Source organism: Brumicola blandensis, assembly GCF_031846165.1.
In the GTDB taxonomy this organism is placed as follows: Bacteria; Pseudomonadota; Gammaproteobacteria; order Enterobacterales; family Alteromonadaceae; genus Glaciecola; species Glaciecola blandensis.
In genome coordinates this window covers 186,080-210,311 of record NZ_JAVRIE010000004.1, presented here as the reverse complement: position 1 = coordinate 210,311, position 24,232 = coordinate 186,080, and the positions used below count along the sequence as shown (strand labels likewise).

Below are 24,232 nucleotides of genomic sequence, written 5' to 3'. Positions count from 1 at the left end.
TATAGTAACGCACCTGTATTATTAACTTTCGAACTTCGTAGCCAGAATTAAAGGCCAACGGTCCAATTAGCAGTCCAGTCGTTCTCTGCATCTTTAACCGCACCGATGAAGTCAACTGATGTAAAGAAACTGTCTAGCGTCGTTACATCTGTTGGGGTTGTTGCATCGATAGTAAAGATACCACTCAATACTGCTGCTTGGTTTGCTGCAGTTGAGTTGCCTGTTTGACCTAGGAACCAAGCTTCTTGGTCAAAAGTACCTGAGTTATTGATATTTTCGTCACATGCCAATACCGAAGATTGGAAGACTAGCTGAGTTGCACTCGTACCGTCCATATTTTCTTCAAGAGTTGTATCACCATCAGACAAATCAGCTTCGAAACACTCGCCCATGCCAGCAGGACCGGTCACGACAAAGTTATATAGCTGAGCGTTAGTTTGGTCACGCAATAGTACGCCTTCAGAGTCAGCGTCTGCAGTGTCAAAGTTGTTACCAATAATTGTCATGTTAGCCACAGTTGGGTTAGAGAAAGGCATACCTTCACCACCGTCACCGTCACCTTCAATACCGCGGTTTGCATCTGAGTCATCGTCAGCATGCTTCACTAAAACAAACTGCATTTTACCGCTGAAGCCATTATCCCAGTCGACGCTATCGTCTTGAATACCAGTTAAAACAACATACTTCGCGTTGACTGCGCCACCGAAGAACTCAACACCGTCATCAGCATTTTTATGTACTTGTAAGTATTCAACCGTTGTACCTGAACCAACCGCACCAAAAGTAATACCGTTTAGTTCGTTGTCTGGTGCAACTTCAAAACCACCGTGCATTACGCGAACGTAGCGAAGTGTACCTGAGTTATCGTCGTCGTTTGTACCACCGAAAACAGCACCTTCTTGAACACCTTCAACTTGAAGTGCACATGGCGTTCCGTCGGTAGGACATTTAGTAGAAGTACCGTTACCTAATATAACCATACCGCCCCATTGACCAGCAGCGCCATTGGCAAGACCTGCAGTCACACCATTTGCAACGTGCTCACGAGAAGTAAAAGTAATAGGTGAGCTTGCAGTACCGTTCGCTTCAATTTTTGAACCACGGCTGACTACTAAGTAATCTGCACCAGAACTACCGTATACCACTACACCAGGCTCTACAGTCAGTGTTGCGCTATCAGTATTATCGCCACCTACGAATACTGCTTCTGATAATGCATAGTGATTACCAGCAGTTAAGGTTAAGTTAGATGTAATGCGACCAGAAAGTTGGCAAGTATTAGTTGTGCCATCTACCGCAGCAATCGTTGTTGTGCCTGCTGGGCAGCCAGATGCAGTTTCAACCACACCCACTTCACCACCACCAAAGCCAAATGCCCAACCTTGACGCCAGTCAGTATCACCGATAGCACCAACAAAAGTATTTGTATCAAAGAATGCATCTAAGCCAGCAGGGTTGCCGCCGCTTGTGCGAAGTGCGCTTTCTGCGGTTAGGGTGCCGTCAGAGTTCAAACCTAAGTTTGCGCGGTCGGCAAATGCGATGAGGTCATTACCCGTTTGATCTGTTGTGAACCAATCATTAAGATCTACGTCTGTATCTGCAAACTGGAAAGGTGTATCACAAGCGATGACTGAGTTTGAAATGGTGATGTTGCCATTGCTTAGGTTGCCCTGAACTGTGTCATCATTATCCATTTCTAAACATTCGCCCATGCCTGCAGGGCCAGTGATCAGCATATTAATAATATTTGCGCCTGTTTGGTCGCGCAACAACACGCCTTCAGAATCGGCATCAGCCGTATCAAAGCTGTTTCCGACGATAGTCATGTTAGCCACTTTAGGTTGTGAAAATGCAGTACCGTCACCACCATCACCGTCACCTTCAATACCGCGGTTGGCATCTGAGCCGTCTGCTGCATGTTCTACATAAACATACTGTAATTTACCGTTGTATCCGTTATCCCAGTCAACACTGTCGTCTTGGATAGACGTTAACACAACGTGTTTTGCATTTACTGAACCACCGAAGAACTCAATACCATCATCTGCATTAGCGTGAACTTGCAAGTAATCAATTGTTGTACCTGAACCAACACCGCCAAAAGTGATACCGTTTAATTCGTTGTCTGGCGCAATTTCAAAGCCCGCATATTTCACTACTACATAGTTTAATGTACCTGAATCGTCAGTCACTTCAGTACCACCGAAGACTGCACCGGTCTCAGCGCCTTCAACTTGTAGTGAACATTCCGTGCCGTCTTGAGGACATTTCGTTGTAGGTGCATTACCGAGGATGATCATGCCGCCCCATTGGCCTGCAGCAACTTCATCACCAATAACGTCATTGTATGAGGTAAAGATAACAGGTGAAGATGCATTACCGATGGCTTCGATTGAAGAACCACGACTGACTACAAGATAATCTGCACCGCGGCTACCGAAAACGATAGTACCCGGCTCAACTTCTAAGGTCACACTGTCTGCGTTATCGTTACCAACGAAAACCGGGCCAGTTAACGCCCATACCGTATCGTTAGTTAAGGTAATGACACCATTGTTTGTGTCATCTGCAATTAAGCGACCAGACAATTCACGAACTTCTACGGTTTGACCTAAGGCTGTAGAAACTTGACCAGAAAGAAAAGTATCAACACTACCAGGCTTTGTATCATCTGGAGGAGTCACGACGCCGCCACCGTTATTGCTGTTGTCGTTATTCACAACACTGTTATCGATGATGTCGCCTTCAGAAATGTTGATGTCGCCACCACATGCCGCAAGTGACAAAGTGGCTGCGATTGCAGATACTTTAAATAGTCCGTTCAATTTCATTGTGTTCTCCAAAACTTCAAAAATAAGAATATATGACTAAAAAATTTGAATGGAGATTACTTGATGTAAATGACAGAAATGTTACATGTCAGTATTGTCACAAAAGTTTCACAAAGAATGAGGGGAAGGCGTTCTTTTTGAGTCGTCCTAATTGACTAACTTTTGTAGCTGACTAACTTTAAGCTCTTGATTTATTGGATAGTATCCGTTTTCAGAAACCATCGCTTGGCCTTCATCAGATAAAATGAATTGCAAAAAAGCGCGTTCTAAAATAGGCAATGGTTCATTCGGCGCTTTGTTAACCACAATGTACAAATACCGAGAGAAAGGATAAGCACCTGAGGTAATATTGTCGGTTGTCGGCGCGATATATTGAACTTGGTCAGCCGGCCCATTGACGCCAATGGGTAGTGCTTTAACATTATCGTCATCATAGCCCATCGCTGCGTAGCCGAGACCGCCAACAGACGAGGCAATTGACAGAACTACCGACGCCGACCCAGGAAGCTCATTAACTCGGGGTTTATAGTCACCTTCGCACAAGCCCTGCTGTTTAAATAGGTCGTATGTACCTGATGCTGAGTTTCTGCCATACAGAAGCACTTCGCGATTAGTGCCAAATTTAGTCACCCCCAAATCGTTCCAAGTATCGAGGTGGCGTTCAGCGCCACAAAAACGGGTTGCAGAAAACAGCGCATCTACTTCCCTTAGGTGTAACTGCTGCAGTGGATTGTTCTTTTCAACGTAAATAGCGATGGCATCTACCGCCACAATAAAAGTCGTTGGCGGGTAACCATACTTTTGCGTAAATCGACTAATTTCACTCGCCGTTAATGCCCGAGACATTGGCCCAATCGTAGCGGTACCTTGGCTGAGTGCTTGTGGCGCTGTTGCGGAGCCCGAAGCCTGAATTTGAAATTTCACTTGTGGATAATCAGATTTAAACGCTTCAGCCCAGAGAGAAATAAGCGTGGCTAAAGTATCAGAGCCAACAGATGAAATGCTACCATAAACACCCGCGAGTGCTTTGTTAGCGTCGGGGGCTTCCGATTCTATGACAAGCGCCCCCGGAAGTTCAATTTCCCTTTCGTTTTCTAGAAGCTCTTGTGTAAGTCCCTCTTGAGTAAGTCGCTCTTGTGTAAGTTGCTCTTGTGTAAGTTGCTCTTGAGTAAGTGGCGGTTGCGATAATTGCGCTTGTGGAGATGACTCGTATGGAAAAGGTTCGATCGCCAATGCGTTGACTTTTTGGCTGCTTAGCAGCAAACAACTGATTGCAACAAGACTACAAATTACACCACAAAGGTGCTTCTTTACTTCGAATTGTGCTGGCTTTTTGGCATTCGTGATATTCAAGAGTGTGTGTTTTTTTCGTAAACCAATTCTGGAGGTAGTATAAATGAAAATTCACTGCCCTTGCCAACTTTGCTTTCGATATTCAAAAACGAGTTGTGATGGTTTAGCACGTGCTTCACAATCGATAAGCCCAGCCCAGAACCGCCTGTTTTACGAGAGCGTGCTTTATCTACCCGGTAAAAGCGTTCGGTTAAGCGGCGAAGGTGCTTGTCGTCGATGCCATCGCCATCATCAATCACGGCAAAATAAGCACTATCAGCACGCTTCTTCCATAGCACCTTAATTGTGCCCCCTGGAGGTGTGTAGTGAATAGCGTTGAAGACTAAGTTAGAGCAGGCGCTACGCATTTCAGTTTCAACGCCAAAGATCACCAAGTCGGGATCAATTTTAAAGCTGATGTTGTGCCGCTTCTCTTTATTTAATGCCTTGGCTTCCATTTCCACTTGCGCAAACATACCTGTCATGTCGATCGTATTTTCATAAATTCGTTCAGAAGAAGCTTCAATTCGCGATAAAATAAGCAAGTCTTCAATGAGTGCCTGCATACGCTTGGTTTGCGTTTCCATTTCCATCATGGCTTTGCCAACAAATGGCGATTTATCTTCATCTTCCACCGACAAGACTTCCAAGTACCCATTGATAACCGTTAGCGGAGTGCGTAGTTCGTGAGATACATTTGCCACGAAGTCTTTGCGCATTTCTTCTAATTGAGACACGCGAGATACGTCACGAATAATCAATAGCAATTGGTCTTCACCGTAGGCCATGATCCGATATTCAAAGGTTTTATTCGGATTCGTCGGCGCTGGTATTTCAATCGGATAGTGATAGTCGCCAGAATGGAAGTATTCAATAAAATTGGGATGACGAATTAAATTATCGATGCGGCGCCCAGAATCATCCGGCCACTTCAAGCCCATTTCAATTCGAGCATGGCGGTTACACCATACAATTTTCGCATCTTTATCGACAACGACCACGGCATCTGGAAGCGCTTCTGACCCTTCACGAAACCGTTTGACGAGCTCGCCAAGGTTCTTACGTTTGTTTCTGTTTCTGCGCTGCAAGTAATAAATACCCTCGTAAACATGTTCCCATACGCCTGGCGCAGATGGCGGAGACATTTTACGACTTTCCCAAAGCCACTTAGTTAACTTGTAGAGATGGAGATAGTTGAAGATGAGTAGAGTGACGGCGGCAATCAATAGCACCAACACAACATCGCCGACATAAATCCCAAGCAGGACAATAAGGGCGATGTATAAACATAACCTGAGAAGACTTTTGGTCCAGGAGCGTGGGTAATACATTTAAATTTTGTTAGAGAAGCGATATCCTGCGCCACGAACAGTTTGTATCATAGCGTCGTGGCCATGTTGCGATAAGGCTTTACGTAAGCGACGGATATGCACATCGACAGTACGATCTTCTACGTAAACGTTAGTTCCCCAGACGTTATCGAGTAATTGCTCTCGGCTATATACACGTTCAGCGTGGGTCATAAAAAAGTGGAGTAATTTAAACTCAGTGGGTCCCATATCTAAAGGATCTTCATTTGCAGTCACACGATGTGAGATTGGCTCTAATATTAGCCCATTGAACTCAATGGGTTCTTCTTTACTAGTCGGCGTAACACGACGCATTACTGCCTTTATTCTGGCAACCAACTCTTTCGGGGAAAAAGGCTTAGTGACATAATCGTCAGCGCCGGCTTCAAGCCCTCTTATTTTATCATCTTCTTCGCCGCGAGCGGTTAACATAATAACCGGAATATCTCTCGTAAACTCATGCTGTTTGAGCTTCTTTGCAAGTTGCACACCGCTGCCTCCTGGCAACATCCAATCCAGCAAAATAAGATCGGGGTAAGGTTCTTTGACTTTTTCCAAAGCAACATCAAAGTCTTCAGCCTCGATAACGCCAAAACTTGCTTGCTCCAAAACAAAGGACAGCATTTCTCGGATAGGTGCTTCGTCTTCCACTAACAAAATTGTGCGCGACATGGGTTTTACTCTTGTCATATTAATTGCCCGACATTATTAGAGTGTTCTGTGACATTTTTATTAAACTGACTAAAAAATAAGGTAATTTTTCATTTTTAGCACTTTTTCAGCAAATAAAAACCATTCCTAATACACATATTAGCGTTTAGTTGCGCCAATACAACCAATTATGACACCCTCAAATCGGACACACCTATTTCGCTAATCATTCGACTTAATTGATGCTTCGTATTTCGTAGTATTTTACAAATTCTTTAGTGGGCCAAAGTAGTTAGGGAAATAGGTGTGTCCAATTTGTATAAACGAGCGACCCGATGTTGCAAATAGGTGTGTCCAATTTTCGGGATTTTACGACAAAGAGCTTTGATTATTTGGTCACGGATTGGTATGGTTCGCGCACTTTTTTTTAATGGGATGCATACAGCTAACATGTGGTTCAAAAACTTAAAACTTTATCAACTTACCAACAGTATTGAATTGACCGAAGAGCAGTTGCAAACGCAACTTGAAAGCATGTCTTTTAGGCCATGCGGTTCTCAAGACTTGGCAACAATGGGTTGGACCTCACCGTTTAGGAATAGCGATCTTTTGTTTCACAAAACAGATAATCGTTACTGGTTGGTATTAAAAAAACAAGAGCGTATTCTTCCTGCCTCTGTTGTTAACAATGAGCTTGCTGAGAAAGTAGCGCAAATCGAAGCCGAAACAGGCTCGCCGGTACCCAAAAAACAGCAAACCGATTTGAAACAAGAAATCGTACACCGTTTACTTCCCCAAGCTTTCACCAAGAACAGCACAACCCATGGTTTTATTTCGGTAGAAAATAACTTAGTAGTTGTTGATGCTAGTTCTGATGGTGCAGCAGAAGCCTTCCTCGCTTGCGTTAGAAAATGTATTGGCTCTTTACCTGTTGTTCCTTTCGCCAAAACAAGCAAACAAGACGTTCTCACAGCTTGGGTCATGCAAGATGCGCCTAACGACATTGAACTATTGGATGAAGCAGAGTTTAAATCTCCTTCTGAAGATGGCGCGATCATTCGTTGCAAGTCACAAGATCTTGATGCTGAAGAAATGTTAGCTCACTTACAATCGGGCATGTTAGTGCAAAAACTTGCCGTCGCTTGGCAGGACAGACTGACTTGCATAATAGGCGAAGACCTATCAATAAAGCGATTGAAGTTTACTGACGTAGTCAAAGAGCAGAATGAAGACATTCCCAAAGATGAAATCAATGCTAAGCTTGATGCAGACTTCACATTAATGTCTGCAGAGGTCGTTGAGTTTTCAAAAGCCTTACGCAATATCTTTGAGGTCGAGTCTGAATAAAGGCTAGGCTTTACAAATTAACACTACTCGGCCTGAGTGACTAACTCAGGCCTGACTCCTCCACTCTCCAGCCAATATCAAACTACCTATTTTTAGCAACTAACAGTAGATAAAATAGTCTCAGCCTCAAAAATGTAATTTTATTACATTAATATGACAGCACACCTTATTCTAATTTAGTGCACCAAATTGAAGCGTAACTTACGCTAAAATGCGCCAAAATAGTGATAGATAATATATATACAAGCTTGTTACTCAAATTGTAAAAGTTGTTAAACTAAGTTAAAACAAACTCAAACCAAGTAAACAAACAGTAATTTAATTACATTATTAATGTTTAAATTTGAAATAATCTTGTATTTTTGTAATTTAATTACATAAGAAGCTAGATCTAGGAATAAATTTACGTATTATGAATCCCGAACCAAACATCTTTATTTTTAAAAACTGGGATACACAAAATGAAAACACTTATTACTACACTTGCACTAGCAACTATCGCTTTTACTTCAAACGTTTCTGCGACCAACGTGCAACTTCGTCCTGCAGACACAAGTTTTGAAACAAAGGTTTGTTACACTGCAGCAACTGAAGGCTTAAAAGCAGCTCACGATCTTGTACGAAACAGCGAAGAAAACTTTGTTCGTTTTACAGAGACTCTTAGCTGTAACGGCAAGTCACTTATTCGTACAGCAAGAACTTTTTATAAAGACCAGAAAACAGAAACAGAGACTAGCCCGGCAAAAGTAAGATTTGTTACTGATGAAAGAGTTGAGTCTCAAGTATGTTTAGATGCCGTTATGATGGGTGTTGATGCTGCTTTTGAAAAGCACGGTATGAAGGACCGCAACATCATCTGTAATGACTTAGATATTAAATCGTTTGCCAAAAAGTTCTCAGGCAAAACAGTCGCATTATAAAACAGCAAGTCACTCGCATCTCAATTTGAGTTCGTGAGCAGTTAACGGAACAGGATAGTTCCCAGCAAATCCTGAATTGGCAGGCACATCAATGTCGGTGAGCCTGCCAACCAGAATTTTTACAGTCTACCTATATCAATACAAGTATACTTTTCTTGCATATCTTCTACTGAAGCTACAACTAACCTTTCCAGTATAGACAAATCAATATCTGCCAACTTATTCACATACAAACAAGATTTTCCAAGTTTATGCTTGCCGAGTTTGTTGAGAAGCTCAGGATACTTGGCTAAGCCTGGCATAATATAAATCGCTAAGTTTTGTTTGCGCGGTGAAAAGCCTGTTACAAAGAAATCGCCTTCTCGACCACTATCATATTGATAATGATATTGTCCAAAGCCAATCATGGATCCCATCTTGTAACTCGCATAACCCGTCCACTTTTCCATTAACGGGAGTAAGGCAAGAGCATCATTTTTACGGGTTTCATTTTCTACACTATGAATTAACTCTAAGGGCATGGTTTTATTCCTTATCGCGCCAAAGGCGATTGGTTCACGCTAGAAGGCAATACTCAAGGCTCCGATCGTAGCGCATAAAAAACTCAGCAAATGCTGAGTTTTATAGTAGACCTGTGTACCGCAGATTGCAAAACGGCGGATCAGCCGCCGTTAGCCTTAACTACTTTTAAGCGAAGATAGATTTAGCGTTATCTCGCATTTCCCCAAATTCTGGTGTTTGATACTCTTCGATATCATTGAAAATACCTTTTTCCATCGCTTGAGTTAGGATCTCGTCACCATTGTCCGCTTGATTAGCCAATGCTGCACCAATACGAACAAAATCGATATAGCTTACACCTGGTTCAGAATACTCTAAGTTGCGCCAGTGTTCAGCACACTGAATAAACACATCGTTAAATTGCCATTCACGCATAATACTTCCGCCGATTCTGCCCGAAAGCTTTTCAATCGCAACATCTAAGAAGGTAGGGTTGGCAAACACACTATCGTGTCTTTCAGCTTCAGTTAATACAGGGAGTGCACCAATGTTGGCGACTAAAGCCGACAGGGTAATTGTATCTAGGCTTAAGTTTTTCTTGCCTGTTTTTGCTTGGTAAGTTTGTGCGGCAGCCATGGCATTGGCAACTATTTCGATAGTGTCAGTCCACATTCTCGCCATATACTTTTTCACGATTTCATTTTTAGAAACAAACAGTTGTTCCATTGCCAAAGCCGTGGCGATGTTTTTCACTTGATTCAAGCCGATACGAGTCACCGCTTGCGTTGTTGAAGTGACTTTGACGGTGCGCCCAAGGTATGCACTATTTGAAATCTTAATCATTCGGGCACTGAGTGACGGGTCTTGGCCTACTACGTCAGCCATACCATTAAGGTTAATATTAGGGTCATCTGCTGACTTCCTGACTTTTAGTGCAATGGCAGGTAATGTCGGGAGTACAAGTGTATCGTTATTTATTTTTTCAACCAAAATGGTCAATAGTGCGTTTTGAGTAGACATGTAAGTAAAGCCTTAATTTTATTTTCATTCAGCTCTGGCTAAGCCGTCGCTGTTATTATTGGTGTTAGTTGTTACACAATGACCAACACTTCAAAACCGGTATCTTTCGCGTTTCATACCTCAAATCATATAAACCAAGCGAATCCTTTACGCTTTTAACCTCTCTTGATAAGGCGGCCAGCCTAAGGCTTTTCCAGCCAGCACATGTAAATGAATATGATAGACAGTTTGACCACCATGCTCGTTACAATTCATCACTGTTCTAAAACCTTGTTCTGCTGCTCCTAAATCAGCAGCGATCTGCGCGGCAACTCTATGCATATAACCAACTAAGGCTTCATCCTCTGCTGTAATATCATTCGTTGTCGCAATTGCCTTTTTCGGAATAACCAAAAAATGAATAGGCGCTTGTGGGCTGATATCTTTGAATGCTAATACGCGTTCATCTTCAAATAAGATATCGGCCGGAATTTCCTTATTAATAATTTTTGTAAATATGGTTTCACTCATAGTAGCAGTCCTTATATGAATCTACGGCCTAATTTGGGTATATAAATTACCCTAAAACTATATATAACAATACTAAACCTAATACCAAACGGTAGATAACGAAAGGCAACATACCAATTTTCGAAATCCAGCTTAAAAACAAGAATATGCACAAATAGGCGGCAACAAAGGAGAAGGCGGCACCGTATAAAAGTTCTTGCCAACTGACTTTAGCGACATTTTCTAAAAAATCCAAGACAGAAAGCAAGCCAGCTCCCAAAATAATCGGTATTGATAGTAAAAATGAGAAGCGCGCTGTGCTTTCACGGTCGAGGCCCATCATCAGGCCAGCCGTCATTGTAATACCGCTACGCGAGGTACCTGGGATGACTGCGATAGCTTGAGCGCAACCGATAAACAAGGTTTCTTTTAGTCCAATTTTTTCTATTGTTTTGACTTGTTTCGCTTTGAAATCTGCGTACCACAACAACAAACCAAACACGATGGTAGTAATGGCAATAACTAACGCCGTCCTTGCGTTTAAGGCAATCCAATCCTTCATCAAATAACCAAAAATAACACCAGGAATGGTACCAATAATAATCCACCAAGCTAGACGGCTATCGGTGGTTTGATCTTTGCTCAAGCCGTGTGAAAACCATGCTACCGCCAAACGATAAATGTCTTTACGGAAGTAGATCATCACCGCCAGCAGACTTCCCACATGCACTGCTACATCAAAGGCTAATCCTTGATTCTGCCAACCAAGGACCTCAGCGGGTAAGATTAAATGTGCCGAACTAGAAATAGGAAGGAATTCAGTTAGTCCCTGAATAATCGCTAATATGATAATTTCAAACCAAGTCATTTTGTCACTTTGCTCCATGTGTAGTCTGCAAGCCAGAGCTTTTGTTTACTTTTATCGTATGCTTGCCAAAGTGCTGCATAAGATGTGTTTACCACGGGATGTTTGTAGGTCGGTACTAAGTCTGCCAAAGGACGCAAGACAAAGGCGTTATATAACACTTCACCGCGAGGGAGTTCTATGGGGTCAGATGTGATCACATCATCATAGGTAAGCAAGTCTAAGTCTAGAGTGCGCGAGGCGAACTTTGCTGAACCTCGCACGCGACCATTATCGTCTTCAATTTGTTTTAAGGTAGCGCAGACGTTCTCTATGCTCTGATCGGTATATGCTGAAACCACAAGATTGTAAAAGGTGTCGCCATCAAAACCAACTGATTCACTTTCATAGACTGGCGATAATTGAACCTGTGAAAATGCCTCATTTAGAGCGCTTAACCCAGCTGAAGTATGCTTGTCTTTATCAATATTAGAACCAACACTAATGAGGATAAAATGAGACACTAATTACGCTCACGAGTCATGCTGATAGCGACATTATTTGCTTCTTTCAATATGTCTGGCTTGTTAACAGTCAACGTCATCTTGTCTGGACCAAACTCGGCGAAGATAGTATCAATCATTTCTTTCGCTAAAGCTTCAAGCAAATAGTACGACGATGAGGCTGCAATTTCAGTTAACCGTTGCGCTACTTTACCGTAATCAATCGTGTCTTCAACATTGTCTGAACTGGCCGCTTTTTGCAAACAAGTATGCATATCGAGGTCGAGTATAAGCCTTTGTTTTTCATGGCGTTCGAAGTCGAACACGCCAATTAATGCCTGAACTGTCAGGCCCTGTATTTTAACTAAATCCATTGGAATAATGTAATCGTCTAGCGATTTTGGCTACCTTCTAGTAATCTAGTGCTAAGTGTAACGTGAACACAGGGAGCAAGTATATGATTTCATTCATTCTGATGATGATTTTTGCTGCCTATCTTTTAGGGTCCATTTCAAGCGCTATTTTAATCAGTTATTTATTCGGCAAGGGTGACCCTAGAACGCAAGGCTCAGGAAACCCTGGCGCAACAAATATTCTTCGTATCGCCGGGCCATTCGCCGCCGTTCTGGTACTCGTCTTTGATGTGTTAAAAGGAACCCTTAGTGTCTACTCTGCATATTTATTGGGAATAAACGAAATTGGTTTAGGTTTAGTCGCAATAGCAGCGTGCTTGGGACACATGTACCCAATCTATTTTAAATTCAAAGGTGGAAAAGGTGTGGCGACTGCGCTTGGATGTTTATTATCTATGGGGTATTCATTAGCGGCTTGGTTATTCGGCACCTGGTTATTGGTGGTATTGATTAGCGGATACTCTTCTTTAGCCGCGATAGTGACCGTAAGCCTTGCACCAATTTATACTTTTTATTTCAAACCAGAGTACACCTACCCAGTGTTAATGCTTTCTATGCTGATCCTGTTTCAGCATCGCGCCAATATCCGGCGCTTGCTGAAAGGACAAGAAAGTAAAGTATGGAAGAAAGGCAAAGTTAACGAATAAAGTTTGCTAACAGGCCGTTTATATCGCTGACAGGGTATCAAGTGGCCATCGCGGCATGGCTTTAGTGTTGAGGTCTATTGATTCGCCGGCTTGCAGTCTCTTTGCGCCAGCGTAGGCGATCATCGCACCATTGTCTGTGCAATATTCAAAGGCGGGATAAAAAACCTCTATCCCTTTTCTCTTACTCAAATCTTGCAAAGACGCACGCAACTGTTTATTGGCACTGACTCCACCTGCAATGACTAATCGTTTCTGATTGGTTTGCTTCAGCGCCCGCTGACACTTAATTAACAGTGTATCTACAACAGCCTCTTGGAAAGCATAAGCAATATTAGCCTTTGCTTGCTCAGAACCGTCGCAAGCACGGATCGTATTTGCGGCAAAGGTTTTCAAACCACTGAAGCTCATATCCAGCCCGGGGCGGTCTGTCATAGGACGTGGAAATTTGTAGTGACCTGGCTCGCCCTTTTCGGCAAGTTTCGCAAGCAAGGGACCACCTGGATAATCCAGCCCAAGTAATTTTGCAGTTTTATCAAATGCTTCACCTGCCGCATCATCTAACGATTCGCCCAGCACCTCGTAACTGCCAATACCCTGAACGTCAACAATCATACTGTGACCACCTGACACTAATAAGGCAATAAAAGGAAATTCAGGTGGATTGTCATCCAGCATAGGGGCGAGTAAGTGTCCTTCCATATGATGTACACCGACCGCAGGAACATCCCAAGCATAAGCCAAACTGCGGCCGACAGAAGAGCCAACCAACAGTGCACCAACTAAACCTGGTCCCCGAGTAAAAGCCACGCCATCAATATCATCTGAACTCAACTGCGCATTCTGTAAGGTTCGTTTAATTAGCGGCACTATTTTGCGAACATGATCTCTTGATGCCAACTCAGGCACAACACCACCGTAGTCAGCATGTAACTTAACTTGGCTGTATAGCTCGTGCGCCAACAGCCCTGAATCAGTGTCGTAAATCGCTATGCCGGTTTCATCACAAGATGTTTCGATGCCAAGAATTTTCATGTATTTGCTCAGTTATTATGTCAACTTATTAGGGCTTTCAGTAAGTTACGTGAAGGACCAGAAAAAAGTATTAAAAACACACCAGATCTCGGTGCATTCGCTGGTGGGCTAGTATATACTGCGCACCGCACGCGGAAAACCAACAAAAGTAAATATTTTTGCGCTAAATCGCTTTACAAGTCTGTGTAAAAGTTTTAGTATTCCGCACCATTTTTTAAGCCCGGGTACAAAATACATACCTGGTAGATATAACATCTTAAGGTGATGAATTAATGCCAATCGTGAAAGTAAGAGATAACGAACCGTTTGATATCGCGCTTAGACGCTTCAAACGCTCATGTGAAAAAGCGGGTGTACTATCTGAAGTTCGCCGTCGCGAATTTTTTGAAAAGCCAACTTGGGAACGCAAGCGCAAGAAAGCTGCTGCTAAAAAGCGTCACATGAAGAAGTTAGCTCGCGAAAACGCACGTCGTATCAAGTTGTATTAATACCACAACTTAATTGGCTCTGAGCCAAGTAAATTCAAAACGGGCGTCTTTATGACGTCCGTTTTTGTTTCTGCCGAAAAAAGCAAGAAGGAATAAGCTGATGACACTATTAGATTCATTGAAAGAAGCACAAAAAGTGGCTATGCGTGCAAAAGACAAGGCTACTTTGAAGACTTTGCGCATGGCCTTAGCCGCTGTTAAACAACGTGAAGTAGATGAACGCATTGAATTGAATGATACTGATGTACTCGCTATTTTGACTAAAATGGTGAAACAGCGTAACGAGTCAATCACTCAATTTAAAGCTGCGGACCGACAGGATTTGGTCGATGTTGAAGTGGCTGAAATAGAAGTATTACAAGGCTTCTTACCAAAAGCACTTACGCAAGAAGAAATCAATGCGCTTATCGACGAAGCCATGGCCGCAACGGGTGCAGCTTCAATGCAAGATATGGGTAAAGTGATGGGCTGGTTGAAACCAAAAGTCACCGGTCGCGCTGATATGGGCGCCTTAAGCGGAAGCATTAAAGCAAAGCTCGCTTAGTCTATCGCCATACTCATGGACAAGAACAAGCTCATTACAATTTGAGCTTGTTCTTTTAGTATTTATCGCTATATTTATTCACTCACTATTCTCAGTTTTCTTCCCTTAAAAGGACTTACATGGCTGGCCGTATACCTAGAGATTTCATTGACGATTTAGTCGCTAGAAGCGATATCGTTGATATCATTGATGCTCGGGTTAAACTTAAAAAAGCAGGCAAAAATCACCAAGCATGCTGTCCTTTTCACAATGAAAAAAGTCCTTCTTTTTCTGTAAGCCAAGAGAAGCAGTTTTACTACTGTTTTGGCTGTGGTGCGAAAGGGAATGTGATTAGTTTTTTGATGGAATTCGACCGCTTGGAATTTCCAGAGGCCATTGAAGAACTCGCCAAAGTTTATGGCATGGAAGTGCCTAGAGAGAAAGGCGGTGCTCCCGCTCCCACGGCCCAGCAAAAAAGTCAGCGAGAGCAAGATTATCAATTGATGGAATCGGTCACTCGCTACTTTCAACACCAGTTAAAGAACCATCCAGAAGCTCCCAAGGTAATTGACTATTTAAAAGGACGTGGCCTCAGTGGCGATGTTGTTAAAGCTTGGGACATGGGCTTTGCGCCACCTGAATGGGACTCTGTATTAAAAACTTTCGGGACGGATGAACACAAGCAATCACGTTTATTAGAATTAAAACTCATTTCACAAAATGATAATAAAAAACGCTTCGATTTCTTTAGAAACCGAGTCATGTTTCCTATTCGAGATAAACGCGGCAGAGTTGTCGGCTTTGGCGGCCGAGTAATGGAAGATGATGGTCCTAAGTACCTGAATAGCCCAGAGACCCCTATTTTCCATAAAGGTTTTGAGCTTTTTGGCCTGTTCCAAGCACGCAAAAACAATCGCAAATTAGATCGCCTATTAGTCGTTGAAGGGTATATGGATGTCGTGGCATTAAGCCAATTTGATATTCAATATGCAGTAGCAGCATTGGGCACCGCAACCACTCCTGAACATATTCAAGCGATGTTTAAATCAACGGCCGAGATCGTGTGTTGCTATGATGGTGACCGCGCGGGAAGAGAAGCGGCATGGCGAGCCTTGGAAAACGCCCTACCCTTTTTAAAAGATGGCGTTGCGATGAAGTTCTTGTTCTTACCTGACGGCGAAGATCCTGACACGATGGTGCGCAAAATTGGCAAAGAAGCCTTTGAAGCACTATTAAATGATGCTGTGCCATTATCAAAATTCTTCTTCGACAACTTATTACAACGCCACTCGGTTTCTTCCAATGAAGGGAAAGCAGCCTTAAAAGCCGAAGCAGTGCCATTGATTGAAAAGATTCAAGGTGATAATCAACGTGACTTATTGAATTTTGACCTGAGTCGCTTATTCGGGGAAGAAGCAAAAGAAACCTTAGCCCGTGACATGAAAGACGCAAACAGTCGAAAAGCGCCGCAAAAGCTTGATTACAAAACACCGCAGAAAATCAAACAATCACCATTGCGGATGATGCTGTTATTACTAATGGATTCACCTCATCTAGCCTACGAGTGTAAAAACGTACAACTAGCGCCGCTCAAACACACTGCTATTCCTGGTATTCCTTTGCTTATTGACCTGCATGCTTATTGCTACGCTAACCCTAAAGCCAATACCGGCATGGTACTGGAAGCATTTCGAGAGCACCCAAATGTGAAACACTTAGCGCAGTTGCTCGACAGTGATTTAATCTCTCCGGGAGTAAACGTAAAATCGGAGTATGTAGGTTGTTTTAAAAAGCTCCTAAAGTGGCACTTCACTGCTCGATTAGATGAGTTAATGGCCAAGGCCAAATTCTCAGAGCTAAGTGAGCAGGAGCAAAAGGAACTTAATCTACTTGTGATGAAGTTAAACTAGGAGCAACTGAGCGCCACATTCCTTGTACTGCTGCTTGCTTGACGTAATTGGATAGTTTTATTTACGCAAGTATATTGTGCCGACGCACCTTGCGTTTGTGAATTAAACCCATACATGTAAGCGCACGTAAACAACAAAATATAGTCAAAAGTACGCATTTAGTGTTATACTAGCTAATTCGCAAACGCTACGATAAAGAGAGCTATGTGCTGTTTTTCATAGCATCGTTTAACGGGTTGAAAATGGTTTTACTATCAAATAGTTAGTCCATTCGCGTTTAACAACTCATAATGAAATGTAAGGTATATTGTGCAAAGCAAGCAGTCCCAGATAAAACTCCTGATTGCAAAAGGTAAAGAACAAGGTTACTTGACCTTCGCAGAAGTAAACGACCACCTACCTCAAGATATCGTCGATTCGGATCAGATCGAAGACATCATCCGAATGATAAACGACATGGGTATCCAGGTATCAGAGTCTGCACCAGATTCTGACGAGCTACTTATGCAAGAAACCACTGCCGACGAAGACGTTGCTGAAGCTGCTGCACAAGCACTCGCCACTGTTGAGAGTGAAATTGGCCGCACGACTGACCCTGTCCGCATGTACATGCGTGAAATGGGTACAGTAGAGCTGCTAACTCGTGAAGGTGAGATCGAAATAGCTAAACGTATTGAAGACGGTATCAACCAGGTACAGTGTTCAGTCGCGGAATATCCTGAAGCAATAACCTACTTACTCGATCAATGGGACCTTTACGAAGCGGAAGAAATTCGTATTAGTGACATCATCATTGGTTTCGTCGATCCAAACGAGCAAGACGTTGCGCCAACCGCAACACATATCGGCTCCGAACTGTCTGAAGAAGAACTTGAAGACGAAGATGACGATTCAGATGATGAGGACGAGGAAGAAGAAGATACTGGTGTTGATCCAGAGCTAGCGAGAGAAAAATTCGCAGCACTTCGCGACCAATATGCGAAAGCGCGCGATGTAATCGAATCTAAAGGTCGTTCTCACAAAGCTGCTCGTAAAGAAATTAACGCATTAAGCGAAGTCTTTAAAGAGTTCAGACTAGTACCAAAACAATTTGATCGCATGGTTAAAAACATGCGCGGCATGATGGACAGAGTGCGTATCCAAGAACGTTTGGTAATGAAGTACTGTGTCATGAATGCCAAAATGCCTAAGAAAGACTTTATCAAAGCTTTCGCTGGTAACGAAACCAGCACCGACTGGTTGTACAAAATATTAGATGGTAAGGCTGTTTACGTTGAAAAGCTTCTTGAATTTAAAGAAGAAATCGAAAGAAGCGTAAGCAAAATGAATGCGGTAGAAGCTGAAACTGGCTTAGTCATCCCAGATATAAAAGACATTAACCGCAGAATGTCTATCGGCGAAGCGAAAGCCCGTCGTGCGAAGAAAGAGATGGTTGAAGCTAACCTTCGTTTGGTTATCTCAATTGCGAAGAAATACACTAACCGTGGCCTACAATTCTTGGATTTGATTCAAGAAGGTAACATCGGTTTGATGAAAGCCGTTGATAAGTTTGAATATCGCCGTGGTTATAAGTTCTCAACTTATGCTACATGGTGGATTCGCCAGGCAATCACGCGTTCTATCGCTGACCAAGCAAGAACTATCCGTATTCCAGTTCACATGATTGAAACGATCAATAAATTGAATCGTATCTCTCGTCAAATGCTGCAGGAAATGGGACGTGAGCCAACACCGGAAGAATTGTCAGAACGCATGATTATGCCTGAAGACAAAATCCGCAAAGTCCTGAAGATCGCTAAAGAGCCAATCTCAATGGAAACCCCTATCGGCGATGATGAAGATTCGCATTTAGGTGATTTCATTGAAGATAGCACGATTATCCAACCATTGGATTCAGCAACGGGTGGTAGCTTAAAAGACGCAACTCAAGAAGTGCTAGCAGGTTTAACAGCCCGTGAAGCAAAAGTATTGAGAATGCGTTTTGGTATCGATATGAACACTGACCATACTTTAGAAGAAGTAGGTAAGCAGTTCGACGTAACCCGTGAGCGTATCAGACAGATAGAAGCGAAAGCATTACGCAAGCTTCGTCATCCTAGTCGCTCTGAGCAGTTGAAAAGCTTCCTAGACGAGTAAGAAACAGGTCTACACAAAAAGCCCCGCATCTGCGGGGCTTTTTTTTGTCTCGATATTTTTAGATTATGGGACACACCCATTTCAAGTCTTAAGCTAATTGTCAGCTATGTCGTGGAGTATGAAGAATAACGGTGCACCTACAGGGTCTAAAAGGTTTGGCAATTAGAACCTAAATAGGTGTGTCCGATTTAGCTTATTTCGTTATCGGCATTGCCTTTTTTGTAGGGAAGCTCTTTCTCAAGTTCATCTAGCTTCTTAGAGCGCTTCTCTGGTGAACCCGTTCCTCTTGCTAGAAGTGCGTAAGCGGTAGGCACTATGAACAAGGTCATGAAGGCAGAGAACATGACACCAGCAAAGATAACCATACCTATTACAGCACGAGATTCTGCTCCTGGACCTGAGGCTAATACTAAAGGCAGTGCACTGAATACAGTTGTAAAGCCAGTCATCACGATAGGACGTAATCTTAGCATAGAGGCTCTTTTAAGCGCCTCTTCAAACTCAACACCCGTATCTCTCAGTTGGTTTGCAAACTCCACAATAAGAATACCGTTCTTAGCGGCTAAGCCTATGAGCATCACCAGTCCTATTTGGCTGTATATATTCAAAGACATTCCTGACAGATACAGACCAACGTAGGCACCAACGAGTGCTAGAGGCACCGTCAACATGATTACGAGTGGGTGGATCCAACTTTCAAATTGTGCAGCTAACACTAGATAGGTGACTGCCAATGCGAGCGCAAAAATAAAGATAAATGAAGAGCCTGACTCTTGGTACAACTGAGACTGGCCTTTGTAATCAATTGATACACCCTCAGGTAACTCAGTGGCTACAATGTTCTCTAAGAAACTTAAGGCTTCACCGACAGTATAATCGTCGGCTAAGTTGGCACTGATTGTGATGGCACGCATTCTATTGTAACGATTCAAGGTGTTCGACGTTGCCCGCTCACTAATATCCAATAGATTGTCCATGGGTATCAGCTCACCTGTTCTTTGAGAACGCACATAGATGTTGTCGATACTACTTGGGCTGCGATAGTCTGCTTCGTTACCCTCCAGTACCACATCATATTCTTGGCCACGGTCCAAATAAGTAGATACTCGGCGTTGCCCCAACATTGTCTCCAGCGTCCGCCCTACCTCAGAAATCGACACTCCTAAATCAGCGGCACGATCTCTGTCGATGTTGACCAGTAGCTGTGGCGACGTTTCTTTATAGTCAGAATCCAAACGCAGAAGCTTTGGATTTTCAGCAGCCTTTTCCAATACGATATCACGCCAATTGATCAGTTCCTCATAGGTGTTACCTTGCAGAACAAACTCAACTGGTCGGCCTAAACCACGACCACCTATAGCAGAGCGCATTATCGCAAAAGCACGCACATCGGGGATTTGAGATAGCTTGCCACTAATTTCGTTCATCAACTCAAAAGTAGTCCGTTTACGCGTGTCCCAATCAGCTGCGCCAACAATAGCAATACCTGCGGTGCCACCGAAGCCTGGTGTACGAACTAAAATTCGTTTAGCCTCACCCGATTCTTTATAAGGCAGCAAAATCTCTTCAATCTTCGCTAAGTTTCTTGCGTTGCTCTCATAGCTCGCCCCTTCTTGCGCTTGCATCAGAATGAAGAAGTTGCCTCGATCTTCTCTCGGTACAAATTCCTCAGGAATTTTACTCTGTAGTTGAACAAGTGCGACGATACTCACTATGACTACGATAAACATGACCAAGGGCTGCTTAATAGTTGTTCCTAGACTATTGTAATATCGCAATTCCAACTTCTTGAAACTCACGTCAATCCAGCGACCAAAGCCAGAACTACGCTCACGTTTTTTCAATAATTTTGAAGAAAGCATGGGAGAAAGTGTCAATGCTGTGAAGCTAGAGAAGGCAACTGCAGCTGCAATGGCAATTGCAAATTCAGTGAACAACCGACCAATATTTCCCTCTAGGAAGACCAGAGGTAAAAACACAGATATCAATACCAAGGTGGTCGCAATGACCGCAAAACCCACCTCTCTGGCGCCACGATAGGCGGCCAATATTGGGGGTTCGCCTAATTCGATTCGACGATAAATATTTTCTAAGACAACAATGGCGTCATCTACCACCAGACCAATGGCCAAGACCAAGGCTAACAGTGTCAATAGGTTGATAGAGAAGCCAAGCATATACATGACAATAAAGGCCGCAACCAGTGATACGGGAACTGTCACAGCCGGAATGATGGTTGCTCGCACATTGCCTAAAAATAGGTAGATGACCACAATAACCATAAACATAGCGATGCCAAGGGTGTTGTAAACCTCATTAATTGATTCTTCAATAAACACGGAGGAATCGTAACTTTCTACGAAGTAAATATTGCTTGGCAAAGTCTCTTCAATACGCTTCACGGCAGCTTTCGCTGAGCGCGCAACGTCAAGTGTGTTGGCTTTAGATTGCTTTACAATACCTAAACCGATCATGTTCACGCCATCACCGCGAAACTCAGTTTCGTCATCTTCTGCTGCCAATTCAACTCTAGCCACTTCGGACAGACGCACCAAGAAGCCGTCCGCACCTGCAGCGACTGTCAGATTCGAAAAATCTGCAGGCGTTAAGAAGGAGCGCGCAACACGCACATCAAAATCACGCTCGTTTGACTCTACACGTCCCGCGGGCAGTTCGACATTTTCAGAACGAATAACTTGTTCAATATCACTCACGGTAATACCACGAGCAGCCATTGCGTTGCGATCTAACCACACTTTCATCGCGTAAGTGCGACCGCCACCAATTTGCACGCGAGCGACACCTTGCGCGGTCGATAGTCGGTCAACAATGAAGCGGTCAGCATAGTCTGTTAGCTCCATGGTGTTGAGGTTAGTACTACGCAGGTTGTACCAAACAATCACGTCTTCATCGCTATTCGATTTTGAAACTTCCGGAGGCAATGCCTGATCAGGAAGGTTATTCAGTACTCGGGATACTCTTTCACGTACATCATTGGACGCAGCATCAATGTCTCGACTTAAATTAAATTCAATCGTAATACTCGACCGACCATTGCGACTAGATGAGGTAATGTTTTTAATGCCTTCAATACCACTTATCCGATCTTCAATCAGTTGGGTGATGCGTGTTTCAATAATTTCTGCTGAAGCACCCGGGTAGCTTGTATTGATCGACACAATTGGCGGATCGATATCTGGGTATTCTCGCAAGGACAAAAACGAGATAGCCACAATCCCGAAGACTAACAAAATTAAGTTAACGACCGATGCGAATACAGGCCTTTTTACTGAAATATCAGATAGTAACATGTTGCCTCCTAAGACTGAGTACTAGCTGAACTAATCTCAGCAGGGACAATGTTTACTTCACCACCATCTCTCACCTTTAAGGTACCTTCGGTGATAACGTTTTGACCGGCCTCTAGCCCATCTAACACCTGCACCCAACCTGGCTTTCTTTGTCCCACAATCACTTTCGTTTTACGCGCTTTTGATTCGTCATCAATGATATAGACGAACTGAGACTCACCTTCTGGAATAAGCGCCTCTTCAGGAATCACCAAGGCATCGACAACCCGCTTTTCGACGTTTATTTGTAGCAACATACCTGGACGGAGTTTTAAGTCAGGGTTCGGAATTTGTGCACGCACTTGAATAGAGCGAGTGACGGGATCGATACGAGAATCGATACTGGTTACTTTTCCATTAAACGATTCACCTGGGTAGGCAATTGATTTTGCTTCTATGTTTTGACCGTTTGCGACACTCGCCAAATGAAGTTCAGATATACTGAAGTCGACTTTTACCAAGCTAAGATCATCCAACGTTGAAATCACATCACCCGGACGAACCAAAGTACCGATACTGACCTGACGGATACCTAGGCGACCAGAAAATGGTGAGCGCACCTCTAACTCGGCTAACTGTGCATCGGCAACATCTTTTTGAGCATTTAAAGCATCGACACGTGCTTTCTGCTCATCTAGCAACTGCTCTGAAGCTGCACTTTGTTTAGCTAAGCCCTTGATTCGAGTGAGTTGACGGTTGGCCTCAGCAATATTAATCGCTAGCTCGTTCACTCTCGCTCGCTCTTCACGATCACTAAGCTGAACGAGTAATTGGCCTTTTCGAACAATATCGCCGTCTTCAAACATCACAGATTTAACAATCTCAGCTTGTTGGGCAGTCAAATTAACAGACTCATTGGCAACCGCGGTGCCGAGAGCCTCTACAATAATAGGAAACGCCTGTGTTTCTGCCGCCGCTACGACAACCGCTGTTGCCCCACCTCTCCTTTGCTGACCTTGGTCTTCCGACGCAGGAAAATTCAAATAAACTACAAAACCAATCAACGCAATTGCGCCAAGCAATAACGGAGATATCTTTACAAATTTGGTCATTACATTTCCTAGTGATTTTTTTATTGCACTTACAAAATTATTTTCATTGACGAATAAAACTAAGCAAACACTGTTGCAAAAACTTATTACGCCTTTCATCGTTCATTGAACGTCAAAATTGGGCGCTATTGTAAGCCCAATTGCTATGTACTAATAGTAGTATGATCGGCAATTTTAGCTAACTTTTACCTATTAAGTTTTGTCGAGACATGATCTCGATTGAGTCAATACAGCAAAAGAATACGTTTAAAGCTTGATTATGATCCATTCGCACATTAGTGTTTCTGCTTATTGCCTACTAGTACTGCGTATTGTGAAAACTGGATTTAAACTTATCGGCCTTATTGCCACCCTACTGTTAGGAGCTTGTAGTGAAGCCCCTCCTCCGTCACCTACGTGCCGTATAGCACAAGACTTTCAAGCAAATTATCAAGGTCCAGCCGCTTGTCTTATTCGAGTACAAAACACACTCATGGTGTTAGCGCATAGCGCTAATGGGCAATATGACCTGCCTTATGCGGATTCTCTTTCACAAGAAGCTGCACAATGCACGGCTCATCGCGCAATGTGGCAGCAAACTGGCTTTAATGTAGAAGTCGATAAATTACTTGGCATTACTCAAAACGGTATTCATTTGTTTTCGTGTCGTTTACACAGCGGTTTTAATGCCTATGATGGCCCTATTGACCCGCCAGATTGGGCTTCACCGAAAGCGGAGCAAATCGTATTTATCGATCCCTTTGATACTCGCAATGACGTTTGGCGCCACCCAGATAATTTAATTATGTATAGAGATGGCTATGTGTCGATAGGTTTTGTAGAATCAACATCTGGTCCAACCACACAAGTTTTAGAATCACCGCCGACAAACTCACCGGAATAAGCGTCCAATTT

The 24,232-nt window shown here is 43.2% G+C and carries 21 protein-coding genes; 8 read left to right on the top strand and 13 right to left on the bottom strand.

Features of this window, described 5'->3' with window-relative positions; genetic code table 11:
• Window positions 1-47: 47 nt before the first annotated feature.
• From RM544_RS11380 to phoB, 4 genes are all read right to left on the bottom strand, one after another.
• Complete coding sequence (locus RM544_RS11380) at window positions 48-2,831, bottom strand: hypothetical protein (protein WP_311361913.1); 2,784 nt, start codon at window positions 2,829-2,831, stop codon at window positions 48-50.
• Window positions 2,832-2,978: 147 nt separating this feature from the next.
• Window positions 2,979-4,184 (bottom strand): phosphate ABC transporter substrate-binding protein, encoded by a 1,206-nt coding sequence (locus RM544_RS11375; RefSeq protein WP_311361912.1) that lies wholly within the window; start codon window positions 4,182-4,184, stop codon window positions 2,979-2,981.
• On the bottom strand, window positions 4,181-5,494 hold the full coding sequence (gene phoR / locus RM544_RS11370; RefSeq protein WP_311361911.1) for a phosphate regulon sensor histidine kinase PhoR: 1,314 nt from the start codon (window positions 5,492-5,494) through the stop codon (window positions 4,181-4,183). Before phoR ends, RM544_RS11375 begins: the two co-directional genes overlap by 4 nt.
• Window positions 5,495-6,184, bottom strand: coding sequence for a phosphate regulon transcriptional regulator PhoB (gene phoB / locus RM544_RS11365; protein ID WP_311361910.1), 690 nt, complete (start codon window positions 6,182-6,184; stop codon window positions 5,495-5,497).
• A gap of 429 nt (window positions 6,185-6,613) precedes the next feature.
• Here phoB and rdgC point away from each other — a divergent pair, with 429 nt between their 5' ends.
• A complete protein-coding gene (rdgC, locus tag RM544_RS11360) occupies window positions 6,614-7,510 on the top strand; it encodes a recombination-associated protein RdgC (protein ID WP_311361909.1) in 897 nt (298 codons plus the stop codon).
• Between the two features lie 461 nt (window positions 7,511-7,971).
• Window positions 7,972-8,430 (top strand): ABC transporter ATP-binding protein, encoded by a 459-nt coding sequence (locus RM544_RS11355; RefSeq protein WP_311361908.1) that lies wholly within the window; start codon window positions 7,972-7,974, stop codon window positions 8,428-8,430.
• Between the two features lie 119 nt (window positions 8,431-8,549).
• Here the strand turns inward: RM544_RS11355 and RM544_RS11350 are convergent, their stop codons facing one another.
• The 6 genes from RM544_RS11350 to folB all read right to left on the bottom strand — a co-directional run bounded on the left by RM544_RS11350 (window position 8,550) and on the right by folB (window position 12,161).
• Window positions 8,550-8,951, bottom strand: coding sequence for a DUF1801 domain-containing protein (locus tag RM544_RS11350; protein WP_311361907.1), 402 nt, complete (start codon window positions 8,949-8,951; stop codon window positions 8,550-8,552).
• Window positions 8,952-9,117: 166 nt separating this feature from the next.
• The gene (locus tag RM544_RS11345) at window positions 9,118-9,951 is read right to left on the bottom strand and encodes an HDOD domain-containing protein (protein ID WP_311361906.1); all 834 of its coding nucleotides are present in this window, start codon (window positions 9,949-9,951) and stop codon (window positions 9,118-9,120) included.
• A gap of 147 nt (window positions 9,952-10,098) precedes the next feature.
• Window positions 10,099-10,461 (bottom strand): histidine triad nucleotide-binding protein, encoded by a 363-nt coding sequence (locus tag RM544_RS11340; RefSeq protein WP_311361905.1) that lies wholly within the window; start codon window positions 10,459-10,461, stop codon window positions 10,099-10,101.
• Window positions 10,462-10,507: 46 nt separating this feature from the next.
• The gene (locus tag RM544_RS11335; RefSeq protein ID WP_311361904.1) at window positions 10,508-11,308 is read right to left on the bottom strand and encodes an undecaprenyl-diphosphate phosphatase; all 801 of its coding nucleotides are present in this window, start codon (window positions 11,306-11,308) and stop codon (window positions 10,508-10,510) included.
• Window positions 11,305-11,808 carry a 2-amino-4-hydroxy-6-hydroxymethyldihydropteridine diphosphokinase gene (folK, locus tag RM544_RS11330; RefSeq protein ID WP_311361903.1) on the bottom strand — a complete coding sequence of 168 codons (504 nt, stop codon included), beginning with the start codon at window positions 11,806-11,808 and terminating at the stop codon, window positions 11,305-11,307. The genes RM544_RS11335 and folK overlap by 4 nt, the downstream gene beginning before the upstream one ends.
• Window positions 11,808-12,161: a dihydroneopterin aldolase gene (gene folB / locus RM544_RS11325; RefSeq protein WP_311361902.1), complete on the bottom strand. Its 354-nt coding sequence runs from the start codon at window positions 12,159-12,161 to the stop codon at window positions 11,808-11,810. Before folB ends, folK begins: the two co-directional genes overlap by 1 nt.
• 83 nt (window positions 12,162-12,244) lie before the next feature.
• Between folB and plsY the strand changes: the two genes are divergently transcribed.
• Complete coding sequence (plsY, locus tag RM544_RS11320) at window positions 12,245-12,847, top strand: glycerol-3-phosphate 1-O-acyltransferase PlsY (RefSeq protein ID WP_311361901.1); 603 nt, start codon at window positions 12,245-12,247, stop codon at window positions 12,845-12,847.
• Window positions 12,848-12,865: 18 nt separating this feature from the next.
• Here the strand turns inward: plsY and tsaD are convergent, their stop codons facing one another.
• Entirely contained in the window at window positions 12,866-13,879 is a 1,014-nt protein-coding gene (gene tsaD, locus RM544_RS11315) for a tRNA (adenosine(37)-N6)-threonylcarbamoyltransferase complex transferase subunit TsaD (protein ID WP_311361900.1), read from the bottom strand.
• Window positions 13,880-14,151: 272 nt separating this feature from the next.
• On the opposite strand from tsaD, the gene rpsU reads away from it, so the two are divergent.
• The 4 genes from rpsU (at window position 14,152) to rpoD (ending at window position 18,936) form a co-directional block, all read left to right on the top strand.
• Entirely contained in the window at window positions 14,152-14,367 is a 216-nt protein-coding gene (gene rpsU, locus RM544_RS11310; protein WP_014109792.1) for a 30S ribosomal protein S21, read from the top strand.
• A 100-nt stretch (window positions 14,368-14,467) separates the two neighbouring features.
• The gene (locus tag RM544_RS11305) at window positions 14,468-14,911 is read left to right on the top strand and encodes a GatB/YqeY domain-containing protein (protein ID WP_311361899.1); all 444 of its coding nucleotides are present in this window, start codon (window positions 14,468-14,470) and stop codon (window positions 14,909-14,911) included.
• 119 nt (window positions 14,912-15,030) lie between these two features.
• Entirely contained in the window at window positions 15,031-16,800 is a 1,770-nt protein-coding gene (gene dnaG, locus RM544_RS11300; RefSeq protein WP_311361898.1) for a DNA primase, read from the top strand.
• Between the two features lie 306 nt (window positions 16,801-17,106).
• The gene (gene rpoD, locus RM544_RS11295) at window positions 17,107-18,936 is read left to right on the top strand and encodes an RNA polymerase sigma factor RpoD (protein WP_311362097.1); all 1,830 of its coding nucleotides are present in this window, start codon (window positions 17,107-17,109) and stop codon (window positions 18,934-18,936) included.
• 188 nt (window positions 18,937-19,124) lie between these two features.
• On the opposite strand, the gene RM544_RS11290 is transcribed toward rpoD, so the two are convergent.
• Window positions 19,125-22,247: an efflux RND transporter permease subunit gene (locus RM544_RS11290; protein WP_311361897.1), complete on the bottom strand. Its 3,123-nt coding sequence runs from the start codon at window positions 22,245-22,247 to the stop codon at window positions 19,125-19,127.
• 8 nt (window positions 22,248-22,255) lie between these two features.
• Window positions 22,256-23,338, bottom strand: a complete 1,083-nt coding sequence (locus tag RM544_RS11285; RefSeq protein WP_311361896.1) for an efflux RND transporter periplasmic adaptor subunit — start codon at window positions 23,336-23,338, stop codon at window positions 22,256-22,258.
• A gap of 259 nt (window positions 23,339-23,597) precedes the next feature.
• Here RM544_RS11285 and RM544_RS11280 point away from each other — a divergent pair, with 259 nt between their 5' ends.
• On the top strand, window positions 23,598-24,221 hold the full coding sequence (locus tag RM544_RS11280) for a hypothetical protein (protein WP_311361895.1): 624 nt from the start codon (window positions 23,598-23,600) through the stop codon (window positions 24,219-24,221).
• Window positions 24,222-24,232 lie beyond the last annotated feature (11 nt).